17 protein-coding genes and 1 pseudogene are annotated in these 15,524 nt (G+C 59.0%); 15 read left to right on the top strand and 3 right to left on the bottom strand.

Annotated elements, in window-relative coordinates; all coding sequences use genetic code 11:
* Positions 1 to 38: 38 nt before the first annotated feature.
* Positions 39 to 1,118 (bottom strand): hypothetical protein, encoded by a 1,080-nt coding sequence (locus LT988_RS01995; protein ID WP_232408604.1) that lies wholly within the window; start codon positions 1,116 to 1,118, stop codon positions 39 to 41.
* A gap of 85 nt (positions 1,119 to 1,203) precedes the next feature.
* On the opposite strand from LT988_RS01995, the gene LT988_RS02000 reads away from it, so the two are divergent.
* The 7 genes from LT988_RS02000 to LT988_RS02030 all read left to right on the top strand — a co-directional run bounded on the left by LT988_RS02000 (position 1,204) and on the right by LT988_RS02030 (position 6,366).
* Positions 1,204 to 1,905: a S24 family peptidase gene (locus LT988_RS02000; RefSeq protein WP_232408605.1), complete on the top strand. Its 702-nt coding sequence runs from the start codon at positions 1,204 to 1,206 to the stop codon at positions 1,903 to 1,905.
* Between the two features lie 102 nt (positions 1,906 to 2,007).
* A complete protein-coding gene (locus LT988_RS02005) occupies positions 2,008 to 2,466 on the top strand; it encodes a coiled-coil domain-containing protein (protein ID WP_232408606.1) in 459 nt (152 codons plus the stop codon).
* Positions 2,467 to 3,481: 1,015 nt separating this feature from the next.
* On the top strand, positions 3,482 to 3,730 hold the full coding sequence (locus tag LT988_RS02010) for a hypothetical protein (protein ID WP_232408607.1): 249 nt from the start codon (positions 3,482 to 3,484) through the stop codon (positions 3,728 to 3,730).
* Positions 3,731 to 3,868: 138 nt separating this feature from the next.
* The gene (gene relB / locus LT988_RS02015; protein ID WP_120798107.1) at positions 3,869 to 4,093 is read left to right on the top strand and encodes a type II toxin-antitoxin system RelB family antitoxin; all 225 of its coding nucleotides are present in this window, start codon (positions 3,869 to 3,871) and stop codon (positions 4,091 to 4,093) included.
* The gene (locus LT988_RS02020) at positions 4,077 to 4,433 is read left to right on the top strand and encodes a type II toxin-antitoxin system RelE family toxin (RefSeq protein WP_232408608.1); all 357 of its coding nucleotides are present in this window, start codon (positions 4,077 to 4,079) and stop codon (positions 4,431 to 4,433) included. The genes relB and LT988_RS02020 overlap by 17 nt, the downstream gene beginning before the upstream one ends.
* Positions 4,417 to 4,653 (top strand): DUF433 domain-containing protein, encoded by a 237-nt coding sequence (locus LT988_RS02025; protein WP_232408609.1) that lies wholly within the window; start codon positions 4,417 to 4,419, stop codon positions 4,651 to 4,653. The genes LT988_RS02020 and LT988_RS02025 overlap by 17 nt, the downstream gene beginning before the upstream one ends.
* A gap of 801 nt (positions 4,654 to 5,454) precedes the next feature.
* Positions 5,455 to 6,366 carry an Rpn family recombination-promoting nuclease/putative transposase gene (locus LT988_RS02030; RefSeq protein ID WP_232408610.1) on the top strand — a complete coding sequence of 304 codons (912 nt, stop codon included), beginning with the start codon at positions 5,455 to 5,457 and terminating at the stop codon, positions 6,364 to 6,366.
* A 648-nt stretch (positions 6,367 to 7,014) separates the two neighbouring features.
* Here LT988_RS02030 and LT988_RS02035 read toward each other — a convergent pair.
* Together LT988_RS02035 and LT988_RS02040 are read right to left on the bottom strand one after the other, a co-directional pair.
* Positions 7,015 to 7,314 carry a BrnA antitoxin family protein gene (locus LT988_RS02035; RefSeq protein ID WP_232408611.1) on the bottom strand — a complete coding sequence of 100 codons (300 nt, stop codon included), beginning with the start codon at positions 7,312 to 7,314 and terminating at the stop codon, positions 7,015 to 7,017.
* 91 nt (positions 7,315 to 7,405) lie between these two features.
* Positions 7,406 to 7,573, bottom strand: coding sequence for a BrnT family toxin (locus LT988_RS02040; RefSeq protein WP_232408612.1), 168 nt, complete (start codon positions 7,571 to 7,573; stop codon positions 7,406 to 7,408).
* 15 nt (positions 7,574 to 7,588) lie between these two features.
* Here LT988_RS02040 and LT988_RS02045 point away from each other — a divergent pair, with 15 nt between their 5' ends.
* The 8 genes and pseudogenes from LT988_RS02045 to tnpA all read left to right on the top strand — a co-directional run bounded on the left by LT988_RS02045 (position 7,589) and on the right by tnpA (position 15,309).
* A complete protein-coding gene (locus tag LT988_RS02045; RefSeq protein ID WP_232408613.1) occupies positions 7,589 to 7,915 on the top strand; it encodes a PD-(D/E)XK nuclease family transposase in 327 nt (108 codons plus the stop codon).
* 133 nt (positions 7,916 to 8,048) lie between these two features.
* On the top strand, positions 8,049 to 8,213 hold the full coding sequence (locus tag LT988_RS02050; RefSeq protein WP_232408614.1) for a hypothetical protein: 165 nt from the start codon (positions 8,049 to 8,051) through the stop codon (positions 8,211 to 8,213).
* 291 nt (positions 8,214 to 8,504) lie between these two features.
* A pseudogene (locus LT988_RS02055) lies at positions 8,505 to 8,639 on the top strand (type II toxin-antitoxin system RelE/ParE family toxin); the annotation flags it as partial.
* A 110-nt stretch (positions 8,640 to 8,749) separates the two neighbouring features.
* Positions 8,750 to 9,283: a hypothetical protein gene (locus LT988_RS02060; protein ID WP_232408616.1), complete on the top strand. Its 534-nt coding sequence runs from the start codon at positions 8,750 to 8,752 to the stop codon at positions 9,281 to 9,283.
* Positions 9,284 to 9,886: 603 nt separating this feature from the next.
* A complete protein-coding gene (locus LT988_RS02065; RefSeq protein ID WP_232408617.1) occupies positions 9,887 to 10,297 on the top strand; it encodes a pilin in 411 nt (136 codons plus the stop codon).
* A gap of 540 nt (positions 10,298 to 10,837) precedes the next feature.
* Positions 10,838 to 12,808 carry a hypothetical protein gene (locus LT988_RS25680; RefSeq protein WP_232408618.1) on the top strand — a complete coding sequence of 657 codons (1,971 nt, stop codon included), beginning with the start codon at positions 10,838 to 10,840 and terminating at the stop codon, positions 12,806 to 12,808.
* 37 nt (positions 12,809 to 12,845) lie between these two features.
* The gene (locus tag LT988_RS02075; protein WP_232408619.1) at positions 12,846 to 14,972 is read left to right on the top strand and encodes an STT3 domain-containing protein; all 2,127 of its coding nucleotides are present in this window, start codon (positions 12,846 to 12,848) and stop codon (positions 14,970 to 14,972) included.
* A gap of 163 nt (positions 14,973 to 15,135) precedes the next feature.
* Positions 15,136 to 15,309 (top strand): IS66 family insertion sequence element accessory protein TnpA, encoded by a 174-nt coding sequence (gene tnpA / locus LT988_RS02080; protein WP_232408620.1) that lies wholly within the window; start codon positions 15,136 to 15,138, stop codon positions 15,307 to 15,309.
* Positions 15,310 to 15,524 lie beyond the last annotated feature (215 nt).

Below are 15,524 nucleotides of genomic sequence, written 5' to 3' on the forward strand. Positions count from 1 at the left end.
AGGCGCGGCCCCGAGACCGCAACCCGCTGCGATCGTGGTCAAGACGAGTGCTCGAGCTCGCTTTCCGACTCCCGTCCATTGATATAGCCTAGCAGGATCAAACAAAGATCCCGATGCTCGCCGAACCCACGACGCAAATTAGCCAGGAATAAGGTGTTGTCGTCCTTGGCCATCAACAGCAGCAGTAAGTCCAGCATCGCGAGATCCTCTTCGGCGTCGATCCAAGCCCAAGCGCGCTCGGTCAGGGTGATGCCGGCACCATTGATCATCTCGATGAGCCTACGATGACGTTTTTGCACATCGGACTGCATCGCGTCATCCAACTGAGCACGCCATGACGCCCAGGTTGACGCAATCGCCGTCCCAAGTTGACTCAACATCGCCTCCTGCACGGTCGAGAGCACATCACCGGGCCGATATCGCACGAAGGACTCTCCGTCGCCGGTTTCCACGTCCCGCTCTGAAGCCCGGGTGGTCCGTTCGGCCCATTGCCCGAGTCCTCGCAGATCCTGCGCCAGTGCAGCAGTCTCACGGTCGATGACCTGCGCACAGGTTTCGGCATCATCGGGAAAGTGCTGCCGCAAACAGGCGATCACGGCATCCGCGCCCAAGCGGTATCGACAGTTGCGCGCACTCAGGCCGGCCATGTCCAGGAAGGCGTTCCCGAACTGCGAATAGACGCTGGACGAAACGGAGTCAGGCAGGTCCAGTCGATCGAGTCCGTCGATCGGTTCCGGCTCCCGCGTAAGACCCGTCGCCACCAAAGCGGATGCGAGTTGAGCGGGCGTCCACCGCGGCCCGGCATCATGGAGACAGGCCGCCTGGATCAATCCGTCGAGATCCTGCGTGCTGTCGATCCAGATTCTGAAGGTTCTTATCACGCCAAGCGTGACATTGCCGTCATACGCAGCGGCCTCACGCGCCAGCCATTCCACGAGGATGTCCAGTGCGAGCCGCTTGTGCAACACCCTCAGGGCATCCTCGGTGTCGATCACGGTGCCGAGGTAACGCCCGATCGACTCGACGCTTGGCTCCGGCTCGACCACGGCCGAGCAGAGGCGCTCCGCATCGAACAACAGGGGAAGCGAAGGTCGTATCCCGCAGTGCTCGGCCAGCATTGCGATGGACTCGACGCATTGGGCTGCGTTGATATCCCCGTTAACCAGGGCCCGTTCCGGGAATCGCCACTCGCACTTCACGCCCATGATGAAGCCGATGGTGAAGGTCGAGGCGGCCGTGCGGGCGCGCGGTGAAACGCTCGCCGCGTTTGCGAGCCGCATCGGTGTTCGAAGTCAGGACATCAACAACTGGAAGACACGCGGCATTCCCCGAACCAAGCAAAAGCGGGTCGCGGACGCGCTAGGCTGGACATTGGACGACCTCCTGTCCGAGGACGACACCCTGGTGCTCGAGCCGAGATCGTCGGCGAGTCCCACTCGCCACCCCGAGATCCGCGAAACCGCAACGGGCTATCCGGCGCCAGGCGGTCGATGGCTCCGTTTGCCGCAACGTCGGATGACCGTCGATCCGGAAACCGGATCGCTGTCGCTCGATGACACAAGCGCAGGGCCGACCTGTTCGGAGCCATGGGTCGCACGAGCAAAGGTGTGCACCGAGAATCTCGCGTTGCTCGAAGCCCACGGCGACACCATGGCGCCCCTGATCCGGGATGGCGATCTGCTCGTCGTCGATTTGAACGATCGCGAGATCGCAGAGGGCGCCGTCTTCGTCGTTCGTTATGGGGGAGCCTTACGATCTCGGCGGATTGACCTGCGCTACGACGGCTCGCTCATCCTGCGCTGCGAAGATCAGGCCCGCTATCCGGACGAGCTGGTCCCCCGCGCCGATCGCGACCGCCACGTTCAGGTCATCGGCCGTGTTCTGTGGCGCGCCGGCGCCATCTGAGCGCGAACGGCCAAACAAGTGTCGAATCCGTTAGAACCGCCGCCTTGCCGGCACGTACACCCGGTGGCATAGTCATGGCAAGCGGATCAACAAAATCATCCCATGAGCTCAAGTGTCGCCCTCTATGACGCCCTGACCAGCGCACCCGACGATCGCGCCCGCGCGCGCGTCATCGCCGAGGCGTTCGAACGTCTCGAAGAGCGTTATCCCCATCTCCCGGACCTCGCCACGCAGGGACATGTGCGCGAGTCTGAGTTGCGGCTGCAGAAGGAAATCGAGCAAGTGCGGGCCGGGCTACGCGAGACCGAGCTCCGCCTAAAGAAAGACATCGAGCAAGTACGCGCCGAACTCAAGGCGGACATCGAGCAAGTACGCGCCGAGCTCAAGGCGGACATCGAGCAAATCCGTGCCGATCTACAAACTACCGAGTTGCGTCTGCTCAAGGAGATCGAGCAGGTCCGTGGCGAAATCACCCGCACCAAGCTCGATCTGCTCAAGTGGATCGTGCCACTGATGCTTGCCCAGGTCGCGGCCATCGCCGCGCTCGTGAAATTACTCTGATCCGCGCCAAGGACGCGGGTCTCGCCGAGATCACGTACCTGAGAAGCCGGCTCAGGCCAGCGGTCAAAGCCAGTATCGCTGACCGAAACGCTCCCCGGCCCGGTGGTCGAGGTACAGATCCATCCTTGCTTTTCTTCTGGACAGGCCGCTTTTGGACCCGACCGAGACTCGGCGATCGCGATCCGATCGCCCGCGTCCCGGTCAGACACAATGTCGATGCTCGCGCAGCAGATCGCGGTCGCCACCCCCGTCGTGATCCTGCTCCGAAAGGCATCCCCTCGCGCCACCGATCGGCGGCGTCACGGCTCTTCCGATGTAGGGTGCGCCGAGGGAACCGCACCGATGTCCGGTCCGATCGTCGCACGGTGCGGTTCGTCCCTCGGCGCACCCTATGCGCTGATCTCGATCGCACCAGACCAGGCCCCGGCCGCGATTGGCGCTTGCGTCGGCTACCGAACCGGCGATACCTACCCTGAGACTCCGCACCCGTCGATCGGGCTGACCGGAAGAAACGCGACAACCGCCGGCGGTGCGTTGTGACCCGCACGAATCGGCGCGCCCTCCGGCTCTGAGGCAGTTGCCGGCTCGCGTCGAAGCCCGCAGCGCATCCTCTATACCCGGGCCGACATCTACAGCCAGCAACTGCACTGCGGCCAGGGCCTCGCCCGTAAGACCGGCCACCCGAAACATCATGCGCTCGTGACACCCGCTCTGCGGTGTCACGCATGCCCTTGGCGCTCTGCGCCACGTGCCACGATGGCACCGTCACAGGCATGCGGGACGATGCCGAGACCGGTCGGAGTGATGTCCGACCCCCGACCACATGGGGTGGACGCGTGGCTTGCCCGTGCTCAACCTCGCGGATTGCAAGACCGGATGGCGTCGGGAGCCTGCGTGATTAGAGCCTGGCGCCTTTTCTCACATGGCCTTTTTCCTCCGGTCCCAAGCGGATCGCTCGGCAGCTCGCGAGGCCGATTCGTCGCCGATCGCGATGACCGTGGTAGGAGAGTAAGCCATGAGCACCTTGACCGCCTTCTCCGAGAAAGACCGCGCCTATCACGCCTACCGGGCGCGTCAAGAATTCCTGCGCCAGCAGCTCTCCATCCAACAGGCGCTGGAGGAAGAACGGGCCGCCGAGGAGGCAGAACGCCAAGCCAAAGAGGCAGCACTTCAAGCCAAGGAGGCCGAGCGCCAAGCCAAGGAAGCCGCGCTCGCCGAGGTCGCGCGCCTGCAGGCGCTCCTGGACCAATCGCGCGACGCCTGACTGCCTGCGATCACGACGTCTGAAATGGGTCGGGCTTAGGTTGAGCGTTCTTTGAACCAGACCCCTTATCCCCGGCCGAACTTCGTCGGGACACCAGCATGCTATGCTTGTATAGCGCTTTAACTTAGGAGACTGATCATGCTGGCCATCCGACTCCCCGCCGACGTGGAGCAGCGGCTCGAAGCCTTGGCACGGGCCACGGGGCGCACCAAGACCTTCTATGCCCGCGAAGCCATCCTTGAGCATCTGGACGACCTTGAGGACGTGTACTTGGCCGAGCAGCGGCTGATCGACATTCGCGCGGGCAAGACTCAAACCGTGCCGCTGGATGAATTGATGACGCGCTATGGCCTGGACGATTGAGTTCGATCCGGCCGCCGAACGCGAGCTTGGCAAGCTCGATCCGCCCATCGCCCGCCGCATTCTGGCGTTTCTGCATGGGCGTGTCGCGCCGCTCGATGACCCGCGCCATCTCGGAGAAGCCCTCAAGGGGTCGAGATTGGGGGATTTATGGAAGTACCGGGTCGGTGATTATCGCCTTATCGTGAGTATCGAGGATGACACGGTGCGCCTCCTCGTGGTCCGCCTCGGTCACCGCCGGGACGTGTATCGGCGGTCAGTCACGCCACGCGCCTGGCAAATAAATCTTTCCCCTTTTGGCGCAAACCCCTGTGATGAGGCAAGCCATGAACACGGCATTTGATCGAATCACCATCAACCCCGGCTCGATGAACGGACAGCCCTGTAGCCGCGGTATGAGACTGACCGTTCGCCGCGTGGTTAAAGCCGTGGCCGCTTATCCGGACCGCGACGAGCTGAAACAGGACTATCCTGAAATCGACGACGAGGACATTCGACAAGCGTTGGAATTTGCGGCCATCAGCCTTGACGATCAAATCCTCACCTACCGCTGCAGCCCGTGAAGTCCAATCTCTGAGCCTGCAAATATCCGCACCCTGACCGCCTTCTCCGAGAAAGACCGCGCCTATCACGCCTACCAAGCGCGTCAAGAGTTCCTTCGCCAGCAGCGCTCCATCCAACAGGAGCTGGAGAACGAGCGCGCTGCCAAAGAAGCCGAGCGACAAGCCAAGGAGGAAGCACTTCAAGCCAAGGAGGCGGAGCGACTAGACAAAGAGGCAGAACGCCAAGCCAAGGAAGCCGCGCTCGCCGAAGTCGCGCGATTGCAGGCACTCCTGAACCAATCGCGCGACGCCTGACTGCCGGCGATCACGACGTCTGAAATGGGTCGGGCTTCAGCCCGACAACTCCGCCTCAGGCCATCCGGCGCTCGGCGTCGAGCGCAACACCCGCGCTGCGAGATGACGCCGAGAGCAGGTCGGACTGAATTCCGACCCACGGGGGCCGACCTTACGTTGAACGTTCTTCGAACCGGACCCCTTTTCCCCCACAGCGGTCTAGCTGTCACCCCGAAGGTGCTTAAAATAGGCACAGGGCACAAGTCATGACCTGACACCGATGTCTGCGAGGCTGTCGCAAAGGTTCTGCACGACGCAGCCTGAGCCGGCAACCGACTCGGATCGATGTTCTCGCGACACCCGCGCCGCGTTGTCACGCATGCCCCCGGCGCTCCGTGCCGGCCCGGCTTAGAGTGACGAACAGGGCCGACGTCGCCCTCGATGCGACATTCGACCTACTGATACTCCGCACCTATCGGATGGGCTCTCGGCATTGCCCACGTTGCTCGACGACCGTACACTCTTCGCATGCAACACAGCATCAATCCGAAAGTCGACTGTGTCTTCAAGGCCGTGCTGGGCTCGGAGGAGAACCGCGCGCTGCTCATCGACTTTCTAAACGCGATGCTGACCGAGACGCTCCCCAGTCCGGTGGTCGAGGTGCAGATCCTCAATCCCTACAACCCGCAGGAAACACTCAACGACAAGCTCACCATCGTCGACGTGAAAGCACGCGATGCCGCCGGTCAGGTCTTTCAGATCGAGATCCAGTTGTTGGTCTATGCGGAGCTGCGCGCGCGCATCCTCTACGGCTGGGCAGATCTGTACCGCCGGCAACTGCGCAGCGGTGAGGCCTACAGCGCACTCAAACCGACCTATGCGATCTGGCTGCTCGATCAAACCCTGCGCCACGACACACCGGCCTATGCACACCGCTACCGAATGCGCGATGATCGGGGACAGGACCTGATCGACCACGGCGGCATCTGGATCTTCGAGCTGAACAAAGCCGCCGTTCAGCAGGTCATAACCGAGCAAGACCGCTGGTTGAAATTCTTCAACGAGGCCGAGACCCTCGATGACGAGACACTCCCCGAGTGGATGCAAACCCCTGTCATGAGGCAAGCCATGAGCACCTTGACCGCCTTCTCCGAGAAAGACCGCGCCTATCACGCCTACCGGGCGCGTCAAGAATTCCTGCGCCAGCAGCTCTCCATCCAACAGGCGCTGGAGGAAGAACGGGCCGCCAAGGAGGCAGAACGCCAGGCCAAGGAGGTAGAACGCCAAGCCAAGGAGGCAGAACGCCAAGCCAAGGAGGCAGCACTTCAAGACAAGGAGGCAGCACTTCAAGCCAAGGAGGCAGAGCGCCAAGCCAAGGAAGCCGCGCTCGCCGAGGTCGCGCGCCTGCAGGCACTCCTGAATCAATCGCGCGACGCCTGACCGCCTGCGACAAACCGGCCCACCGCGGCACCTCACTCCCGAGACCGGCAAAGACGCGTCAAGCGCGAGCCCGAAATCGTCGAGTTGAACCCGACCCGCTGGCCGTCGGGCCAGAGTCGGATGGCGACTGCAAGTCGCCGATCCCAGGGCGAGACGCTCCTGCTCCCGATCATCCCATGGCGAACCCGTCGGTTGCGCTCACGATGGGAAGCGCAACACCCGCCGACGGTTCGTTACGCCTCCCAACGCTTGGAACAAGATACGGGGCACCGGATCCGCATCGCGGATGCAATCCGCAACCCGGCGATCGCGATCCGGTCGCACCGCCTCCCGGTCACGGCGCACACCAAACGTCGATACGCGCACACCGAATCGCGGCCACCACCGCCGCCCTCATCGTGCGCCGAAAGATATCTCCTCACGCCGACGCTCCGCGGTGTTACGGCTCCTTACATTCTCGGTGATGATCGCCTTATCGTGAGCATCGAGGATAAAACGGTGCGCTACCTCGGTCACCGCCGAGACGTGTATCGGCGGTAAGGCGCACCACGTGACTGGAGAATGAATCCCTCCCCTCGCGACGCCTCCCAGGCGCCTCCGGCGAACCGATGCGTGGATCTCCCTGGTGACCGAGTACTCGTCGCTGCTTCAGGCTCCCTTCTGATGGAGTTCGCTCCGAATGGCTTCGCGCACGACATCCGCGAGCGTCTGCCCTTCAACGAACTGGCGCAGTGCATCGTTCATCAGCGTTTGATAATTGCTGCCCATCATCTCGGCGCGCGCCTTGAACGCGGCCAAGATCCTGTTGTCCACCCGCATCGTGACCTGGGACTGGCTTCCTAGCTCGGCCTGCAGACGGGACAACGCCGGCACCTCGGAGACGGGCTTGGCATCGGTAAAATCAAGGTCGGCATAGTCGTCGAAAAGTGGATCAGAACTGTTGCTCATAACGTCGCCGTTGGGATTAGTTAGCTTTCCAGGCGGAAATCAAACGAACGCGATTCCCACGAAGCGTCCACACCGCCACGAGGACACGTCCCTATCCACCCATGCCGAGGGTTACGAACCGCTGTTCGCCGCTTGCGTCTACGTCCTCGCGTGTCAGCGCGAAGGGATCAAGCAGCACATGGCGTGCTTCATCGAAAGTCACACCGTCGTGGTTGACCGGATTGGCGGCGGCTTTGTCCGGGTCGAATTCGATCTCCATGGGGCGACGTGAGGCATGTCTGCACGGAATTTCAAGTCGTGGCGCCGAGATAGGGCCAATTTGTCACTTCTCACCTTCATTTTTCCGATCGTGATCCTAACCGAGACGCTCCCCGGTCCGGTGGTCGAGGTGCAGATCCTCGATCCGTATCACCCGCAGGAAACCCTCGACGACAAACTCACCATCGTCGACGTGAACGCCCGCGATGCCGCGGGCCAGGTTTTTAAGATCGAGATCCAGCGCGACGATTGGACCAGACATCGGTGCGGTTCGTACCTCACCGCACCAGACGCGCCTACACAGTCTCGGAGCTTGGGAGCGAATACCGGGGCTCCCGCGTGAGCGAGTCCACCGCTCCCCGGTCGCGCGCCCGGCACGACTGTGCGTCGGCGCCGGAATCGCATCAAGGATGCGCCGGCCCCAAGCGGTTCGCTCGGCAGCGCGCGGGGCCGATTCCTAGCCGATCGCGATGACCGTGGGACGTCCCCGGATTCTGCACTATGTCGACCTGATGGTCGATGTCGATGAACTGGGGTTCAAGAACGGAGGCGGGGCAGGTGATGCGGGCCAACCCGCTTACGATCCGGCCAACCTGCTCAAGCTCGACCTCTACGGCGATGAAATCGTCGGTGCATGCTAGGGTCCAATCAAGGCGCACAACATTCGGTAACCTCATGACTGACTACACTGAAAACTTGGTCCTGACCATCCTGAAGGATCTCCATTCTCGGATGAAACGGTTGGATGATCGCATCGCCAACCTTGAGCTGCGGATGACCGCCCAGGAGCAACACCTCGGCGCGCGTGTTCTCTGTCGCTGCCGTCGATCCACGACCTCCTCGATGTGTTGATCAGACGCGTGGAGCGTGTGAAGAGCCGATTGGAGTTCAAAAACGCGGACCCCAGCGGCGAGCTGGAGGTCGGTCTATTCCCCGACAACCCTCTCGAAGCGCTGTCTGGCGATCGTACTGGCCAGTATTCGGTTCGCATCAATGACCAATGGCGGATCTGTTTTCATTGGACTGACCAAGTTCCAAAAGATGTCGAGATGATCGACGACCACTGATGAAGCGCAACACTCGCCGGCGGTGCGTGATGCCTCGCACCGATCAAAACATCACGCGCTCGTGACACCCGCTCTGCGGTGTCACGCATGCCCCTGGCGCTCTGCGCCACGTGCCACGACGGACGGAGTATGCTCATCGGTATTCTCTGCGTGACGACCAGGGGCGCCGGCTCGTCGACCACGGCGCCATCCGGCTCTTCGGGTCGAGCACATTCCAGATCGCGCGGGTGGAAACAGGCGCCGAACGTTGGCCAAAAGTCCTCGAGGACGGTGAACATCTCGATCCCGAGCATCTCCCCGAGTGGATGCAGCATCCCATCATGACGCAGGCCATGAGCATCTTGAGCCGCTTTTACGAGAACGAGCGCGACGATCATCGCGAACGTTCCCGACAGGAGGCGCTGCGCGTGCATTGCACCATCCAGCGCTCGCTGGACCAAACATGCGTCGCCACGGAAACCGCACGCGCGAACGAACAAGCTGCACGCGCGGCCGCGGGCACCGAGCACATGGCTAGGGACGAGGCACGCGCGACCATGGAAGCCGAGCGCCGAGCCAAGGAAACCGCCTTCCAAGACAAAGAATCCGCGCTCGCCGAGGTCCTACGCATCAAGGCGTTCCTACAGCAGCACACCGACCGCTGAGCCCCTCTCAGATCCAGGCCGCCCCCTCATGGGGGTCGGGCTTCAGCCCGTCAAGCCCGCCGCGAACAACCGTACGGCCGAGCCGGACTCCAGTCCGACCCACAGCACGATCCGCAACCCGGCCGTCTTCATCCAATCCCCCGACCCGCCCGAGCGACAAGAACGGCCACCTCGAACCTGCCCCGTTTCGTCACCTTTTGACACAGCGGGTCCCAACCGAAGGCCCTGTCCCCGCGTCCGGCCGATTCGACGAGCCGTGTCGGGCGAATCTCGCACGACCCTTACCCTGCGGACTAACGGTTGTCGCGCGCCGGGGCCTTGGGTAAAGATTTGCGAAAAACCTTGCTACGGCAGGAAATTCAGGATCTTGGCTCGAGGCTCCGATCCGCTAAAGCGTGATGGCCGTCACGGCGTTCGACGGGGACTTCCTTTAGTCCCGTGCGCGGCGTCTCAGCGCATAAACCGAAAGGTCACTGTAGCCCGGCGATTGGCCCGAAAGGTGCTGGATCAACGTCGGGACACCCAGGGCCGCGACGCTAGAACACTGGCAGTACCCAACCGCCGGGATCGCCCGGACCATCACACAGCAACGAGAGTACAAACATGAAAAAGCAGCAATCCGGTTTTACACTTATCGAGCTGATGATCGTCGTGGCGATCATTGGTATCTTGGCGGCGATTGCGTTGCCGGCTTATCAGGACTATACGAATCGTGCTAAGGTATCGGAAATTGTGCTAGCTGCTAGCTCGGCGCGGACCTGCGTAACCGAGATCGTCCAATCCAACGGCTTCACGAACGGCAACCTTGTGAGCTGTGGCAGCGGCTTCGTACAGACGCAGTATGTCAGCGACTTGGATATTGCAGCCGGCACAGGAGTGATCACAGCCGACGGTAAAGGCTTCTCAGAAGCTGTAGAGATCATACTGACCCCCACGACTGCAACAGAGAACAGCATCGGCGGTTGGATTTGCACCGGCTCACCGCAAAAGTGGATGCCGGGTTCTTGCCGCTAAACTCTCAGGCAGTTGTTTAAATCGCCAGAATAGCCCCGCATGCGGGGCTATTCATTTGCTCTCGCTACGAAGCCGAGCACCCTCCGGACACACAGCTAAAAAACTCAGCAAACTCTCACGAGCCCCACCCTTCATCTTCAGTCCCTCACACTGGCACACCGTCCAGGGGAAACCTAGAGACCGCAACATCCCAAAAACCAAGAACAACTAATCTCCCTAAGCTTGCACCTATACCCGTCGACACCGTGACTACCCTGAGCGGATTTCTTCTCCGACACAAACTCCCTTTAGCATCCCTTTGCCTAGAATAACCAAACCCTAGCTTCAGTTCCGCTTTAGACTATCTGCACCCGCATCTAACAATCGTTTTCTTTAACTTACAATACTTTGCAAACCATTAGAACTCTAATCCGATTCCTGCGGACTCGTCGCAAAGCGGTCGAACGATCCTTTCTCATCCATTATAACTCGAAAGCTTTGTTAAAGCCGCAGAATATACCTGCGCCGAACCCAGGCCGGCACCTACAAGGCAATCTGTTAATGACTACTCACCAACGCCTTGCCTTCCTCTCGTCTACCCTGCTTGCACTTGTAGCGATCTTCGCGCTTTATCTACCGGGTACTTATGGAGCGCTTTACTACGACGACTACAACGCTTTGAATGGAATGTCTGCCGTCGAAAACTTCGACGATGCCAAACGTTTCATACTTGAGGGTACAGCTGGCCCGCTGGGCCGGCCGATTTCCCTCCTCACCTTTCTGGCGCATTCCAAAAAGTGGCCCGAGAATCGTCATGCCATTCTCAGAGTCAACGTAATTATTCATATCGCCAACGCCTTTCTACTTGGGGCTATCGCTGCGATGATCCTCCGGCTGCGCGGAGTCACGCCGATTAGGGCCTATTGGACCGCCTTCGGCGCAGCGACGCTCTGGGCGACGATGCCAATCCTTGCCTCATCTAGTCTTATCGCCATTCAACGCATGACAACACTTGCCGCCTTTTTCGGACTTCTTGGAATCGCTGGATTCGTGGTCGGATACTGGCTACGACTGAAACGACCGCATTTTGCGTTTGCACTGCAATTCGGCTCATTAGGCCTAGGTACATTATTAGGATTGTACAGCAAAGAAAGTGCGGCACTTATACCGGTTTTCGTCCTGTTGATCGATACGCTGCTCTTGGGAAATCGGCGTTTCCACGGCCATCTGCATTTCGCATCACGCACCCTGCTCTTTTCTGCACTCGCGCTTCTATTATGGTATCTTTCCCCATTACGACTTGACTGGTTCACAATCGTTGAACTCCGCGGTTGGTCGCCCTGGGAACGGCTTCAGTACCAAGTGGTTATGTTATGGGAATACCTTCGCCTAGCGATCGCACCATTGCCCACTGCGTTCGGACCATTCCACGACCACCGCAATGTCATTGATTTCTCGGCCCTCCAGTGCCTGATCGCCGCCACTGCTTGGGCGATCGTCACTGCGCTATCTGCTTGGATTTATGTTCGGTTGAAAAATCCGTGGCCGCTATTTGCACTCTTGTGGTTCTTCACAGGGCATCTTCTCGAATCCACCGTCTTGAGCCTCGAACTTGTATTCGAGCACCGTAACTATCTGGCCGTTTTCGGAATCGCGTTTGCATTATCAATCGCCACCACTCACGCACCTGGAAAACTCGCGCGCGTCGCGCCCATGTTATTCGTCTCATTACTTGCAATCAACGCGGCCTCCCTATTTGCAATGACAACTCTTTGGGGCGACCAGAGGCATGCCGCGGCGCAATGGGCCAACCGAAACCCTGAGTCGCCTCGCGCTGCCTTGCACGCAGCATTTATCGAGACGGGTGTATCTGACACTGGGATTGCCGACGCGAATAACAGGTTTATTCATGACGAGCGGAAACGCTATGCGATACAGATTCTCGACAGGACCTCACAAATGTGTGCAGATTGTGCAGATGTACGAATCCAAGCTCTGCTGCACGCATGCAAAGTCGAGGATGAAAGAGCGATTCGTGAGCGCTTCGAGAATTTACGCATCTCGCTAGAGAACACGGGTGAAGTAAATATATCGGTCGTAGATGGCGTTTTCGTGCTTGAGTCATTACTCGAACATCGTGCGTGCCCTCCGCTGCAGACCGACGACCTTCTGAAACTAATTGAGGCGATCAACTATCGAGAGGATCATATAGACACCAACTCTCAGACGCGCATGCTCTTCGTAGCGGCAAAAATATGCTACGCCAACAACCGACATATGGATGCTTTGGACATCCTTTCGCAAGCGGAGCGGATCGCGCCGCATGCGCTGCCGGTCCTGCAGTTTCAAGTTCACATTTATGATCTCCTCGGCGATACAAACTCTGCTCAAGCCTCGATTGCTCGGCGCCGGACAATTAACCGCTCAAATACGGCGATGACCGATCTCACGCTCGACATCCTGGAGCGCAAGGTGCAGGATAAAGGATTAAATCATTCTGAGACGGACAAAGAAATCTTTTCTACACCATAGCCCAGAGTCACCCAGATAATTAAAGAGCATTGAAGAAATGAACGCCCGCCCATCTCTCAGCACTGCGTCATTCTTTGAAAGCCTACCTTTTTTTTCCATCCTTTTATTTCTTATCCTAATACTGGGATTGATTGTCCGTCTTCTGTCCTGGCCGACATGGCCGTCTCTCGACGCTGGCTCGTTATTGACTTTGCGTCCCCTTCCCGGAAACGCGGATGGATATTTCTATCTTGGACTTGCCCGTGATCTGGTCGAGGGAATTTATCACAATACAGATTCCCTAAGGGTGTTCCCGGAGCGTCCTCCGCGCCCGAATCCGATTCCGATGCTGTCCTTGATGACAGCCTCGCTGGCACGCTTTACTGGTCTGCCGCTCGAACTCATCGCCGGTATTCTCCCGACCGTTTTAGGGACGCTTGTCGCACTACCTGCTGCCATCATAGGGCGAGAGCTTGGGGGCCGCTTGGTTGGGGTCGCTGCAGCGGCTTTTGCGGTGCTGATGCCCTACTTTGTGCAACGAAGTTCACTGGGTTGGTACGATACCGATACATTAAATGTAATTCCCCCTCTTTGCCTGGCAGCCGTCGCAACAGTGTTTTTGAATAAGACACTCCGTGCGCGCGCCGTCGTGTTTGGTTTCTTGATCTACTCTGGCTCGGTCGTAATGTTGTTTCACTGGTGGGACCAGGCGCCGAATGTAGTGGTACTGCTTTCCGTATACCCTGCCTTGCTCATGGTCGGATTTCGTTGGCCTAGTCGTCCTGTTCGCTATGCAAGCTTTGGCATACTGTTGCTCATTTTCGCAGTCATGCCCATTAGTTTCTCTGACATCTTCTCCAAAAGCCTTGGAAGCATTCGCTATGTGAACGATCAAGGTGGAGGCGTATTTTCACCGACTGCTATCGCAATTGGGGAGCAACAGGATCTCGGGTTTTTTCAGTCCGCAAGCTTAGTCGCAGGCAGTTGGCTGATGCTCGTATTGGCTTTTGTTGGATTAACATACATCGGGCGCAAGCGCCCGGCGCTAATTCTTCCGCTGGTGCCTTTAATTTTCATTGGCGGATTTGGACTCTTTCAAGCCGAGCGCTTCATAATCTTTCTAAACCCCACTGTCGCTATTGGTCTAGCTGGACTCCTCGCGCTGGCCCGTGGACAATTGTCGCGCACATCTGCATTCGTGATCATGACGTCTATGTCCTTCGCCTTCGTCCTTGTACTCTTCATGGCACGAGACTATAGGGCCGCAGCGCCAATTGTACCTATGGATGTGGTAAAGCACATGATGCAAATACCAATGAAACTACCGGCGGATGCTGTCCTGTGGAATTTATGTGACTACGGTTACGCTCTAGGTTATTGGGGGCGGCGGGCCACAGTATGTGACGGGTCATCCCATTCGAGCGCACTAAGGACGTTCACCGCGGCACCGTTATATGCCGATACACCGCTCCAGTCCGCCCGAATTGTGCATTTTTTTCTCGCGCATGGACAATCGGGGATGCAAAGGCTTCTGGATCGCAACGACCATGACTGGATGCGTAGCCAAGCTTTCTTGAACGAGATATATAGTATGACCCCGAAGGTTGCCCGCACTTGGCTTACGGAGCAATGGAGAGATTTACCCATCGAGACTCTCGACGGGTGGATCACGTTTTTGTTTCCATCAGAAACGTGCCCCGCCTACTTAGTACTCGACCGGCAAACGATGCGCAACACTCACTGGTGGTTTTGGTTTTCCAGCTGGAACGCCGAACGCGGCGCTGGCATCCACCCTAACTACATTTTGTTTCCTAAGATGCCGCTGGCGGGAGAACACGGAGGAATCGTCGATCCCGATGGTCTGTTCACTATCGATATGAACGAAGGGGTCGTTCAGTTTCAGGGCAATACGGTTATGCTAAAACGCCTTAATCTAATCAGCGAACGAAGTGAAGACGCCATCGATTTCGCACACGAAGGACACTGGATCATGGACATCAATACCACAGATCACTATGGAGTACTTCATGATCCATTCACCCACAACAAAGTGGGAAATCAACTCTACATGCAAACGATGCATGATCCATTGTTCGAGCGTGTTTATATTGCCGGCGCGGAATTCCAGCTCTGGCGCGTACATCATCCTGACGACATCGCAACTCACGCACCTTTTTCCGAGTAAAGGACCCGACCCGCACGGTTGAGGCGCTTCGGCACAACCAGGTGTCGGAGTTCCAGTGCATCGGGTAGAGTAGAGAGCAGTAAGCGTCCGGCGAAATACATCTACCCCGCGCACTGCGCGATCTGCAAGATGCCGCCATGTTCCACGCACGGAGGGGAAGAGCATGGCAGAGAAGCGGCGCAGTCGCGAGCAGTGGCGGGAGTTGGTCCGGGGCTGGCCGGGCAGTGGTCTGACGCAGGCACAGTACTGCGAACGTCACGGCATTTCGACCGGTAGCCTGTCGCGGTGGCGGGCCGTCTTCGGCCGGGAGCACCAAGAGTGCGGCGGGCCGGCGTGATCCCGCGCCGAGACGCCATTACGGTTGCTGCCGGTGCAGTTCGGGGGCATCGCGGTCAGGTCTTGACTTTTGACACTCCCCGTCAGTTGCCCATTGCAAACGTCTCGCGCAACTCTGGCCGTCGCGGCGACTTACCATGCGGCACCGACCGAGGCCTCGGCCTATGCTGCACCATGACAACACAAAGTCCACAGAACGGAAGACATCGGCGAGGC

This window comes from Thiocapsa bogorovii (genome assembly GCF_021228795.1).
In the GTDB taxonomy this organism is placed as follows: Bacteria; Pseudomonadota; Gammaproteobacteria; order Chromatiales; family Chromatiaceae; genus Thiocapsa; species Thiocapsa bogorovii.

What these genes read in the sequence shown, in the direction of transcription:
- LT988_RS02010 (WP_232408607.1), top strand. Translation starts at nt 3,482, where the DNA reads ATGAGCACCTTGACCGCCTTCTCCGAGAAAGACCGCGCCTATCACGCC.
- relB (WP_120798107.1), top strand. Translation starts at nt 3,869, where the DNA reads ATGCTGGCCATCCGACTCCCCGCCGACGTGGAGCAGCGGCTCGAAGCC.
- LT988_RS02065 (WP_232408617.1), top strand. Translation starts at nt 9,887, where the DNA reads ATGAAAAAGCAGCAATCCGGTTTTACACTTATCGAGCTGATGATCGTC.
- LT988_RS02000 (WP_232408605.1), top strand. Translation starts at nt 1,204, where the DNA reads ATGATGAAGCCGATGGTGAAGGTCGAGGCGGCCGTGCGGGCGCGCGGT.
- tnpA (WP_232408620.1), top strand. Translation starts at nt 15,136, where the DNA reads ATGGCAGAGAAGCGGCGCAGTCGCGAGCAGTGGCGGGAGTTGGTCCGG.
- LT988_RS01995 (WP_232408604.1), bottom strand. Translation starts at nt 1,118, where the DNA reads ATGCTGGCCGAGCACTGCGGGATACGACCTTCGCTTCCCCTGTTGTTC.
- LT988_RS02025 (WP_232408609.1), top strand. Translation starts at nt 4,417, where the DNA reads ATGAACACGGCATTTGATCGAATCACCATCAACCCCGGCTCGATGAAC.
- LT988_RS02045 (WP_232408613.1), top strand. Translation starts at nt 7,589, where the DNA reads ATGTCTGCACGGAATTTCAAGTCGTGGCGCCGAGATAGGGCCAATTTG.
- LT988_RS02040 (WP_232408612.1), bottom strand. Translation starts at nt 7,573, where the DNA reads ATGGAGATCGAATTCGACCCGGACAAAGCCGCCGCCAATCCGGTCAAC.
- LT988_RS02035 (WP_232408611.1), bottom strand. Translation starts at nt 7,314, where the DNA reads ATGAGCAACAGTTCTGATCCACTTTTCGACGACTATGCCGACCTTGAT.
- LT988_RS02075 (WP_232408619.1), top strand. Translation starts at nt 12,846, where the DNA reads ATGAACGCCCGCCCATCTCTCAGCACTGCGTCATTCTTTGAAAGCCTA.
- LT988_RS02030 (WP_232408610.1), top strand. Translation starts at nt 5,455, where the DNA reads ATGCAACACAGCATCAATCCGAAAGTCGACTGTGTCTTCAAGGCCGTG.
- LT988_RS02020 (WP_232408608.1), top strand. Translation starts at nt 4,077, where the DNA reads ATGGCCTGGACGATTGAGTTCGATCCGGCCGCCGAACGCGAGCTTGGC.
- LT988_RS02005 (WP_232408606.1), top strand. Translation starts at nt 2,008, where the DNA reads ATGAGCTCAAGTGTCGCCCTCTATGACGCCCTGACCAGCGCACCCGAC.
- LT988_RS25680 (WP_232408618.1), top strand. Translation starts at nt 10,838, where the DNA reads ATGACTACTCACCAACGCCTTGCCTTCCTCTCGTCTACCCTGCTTGCA.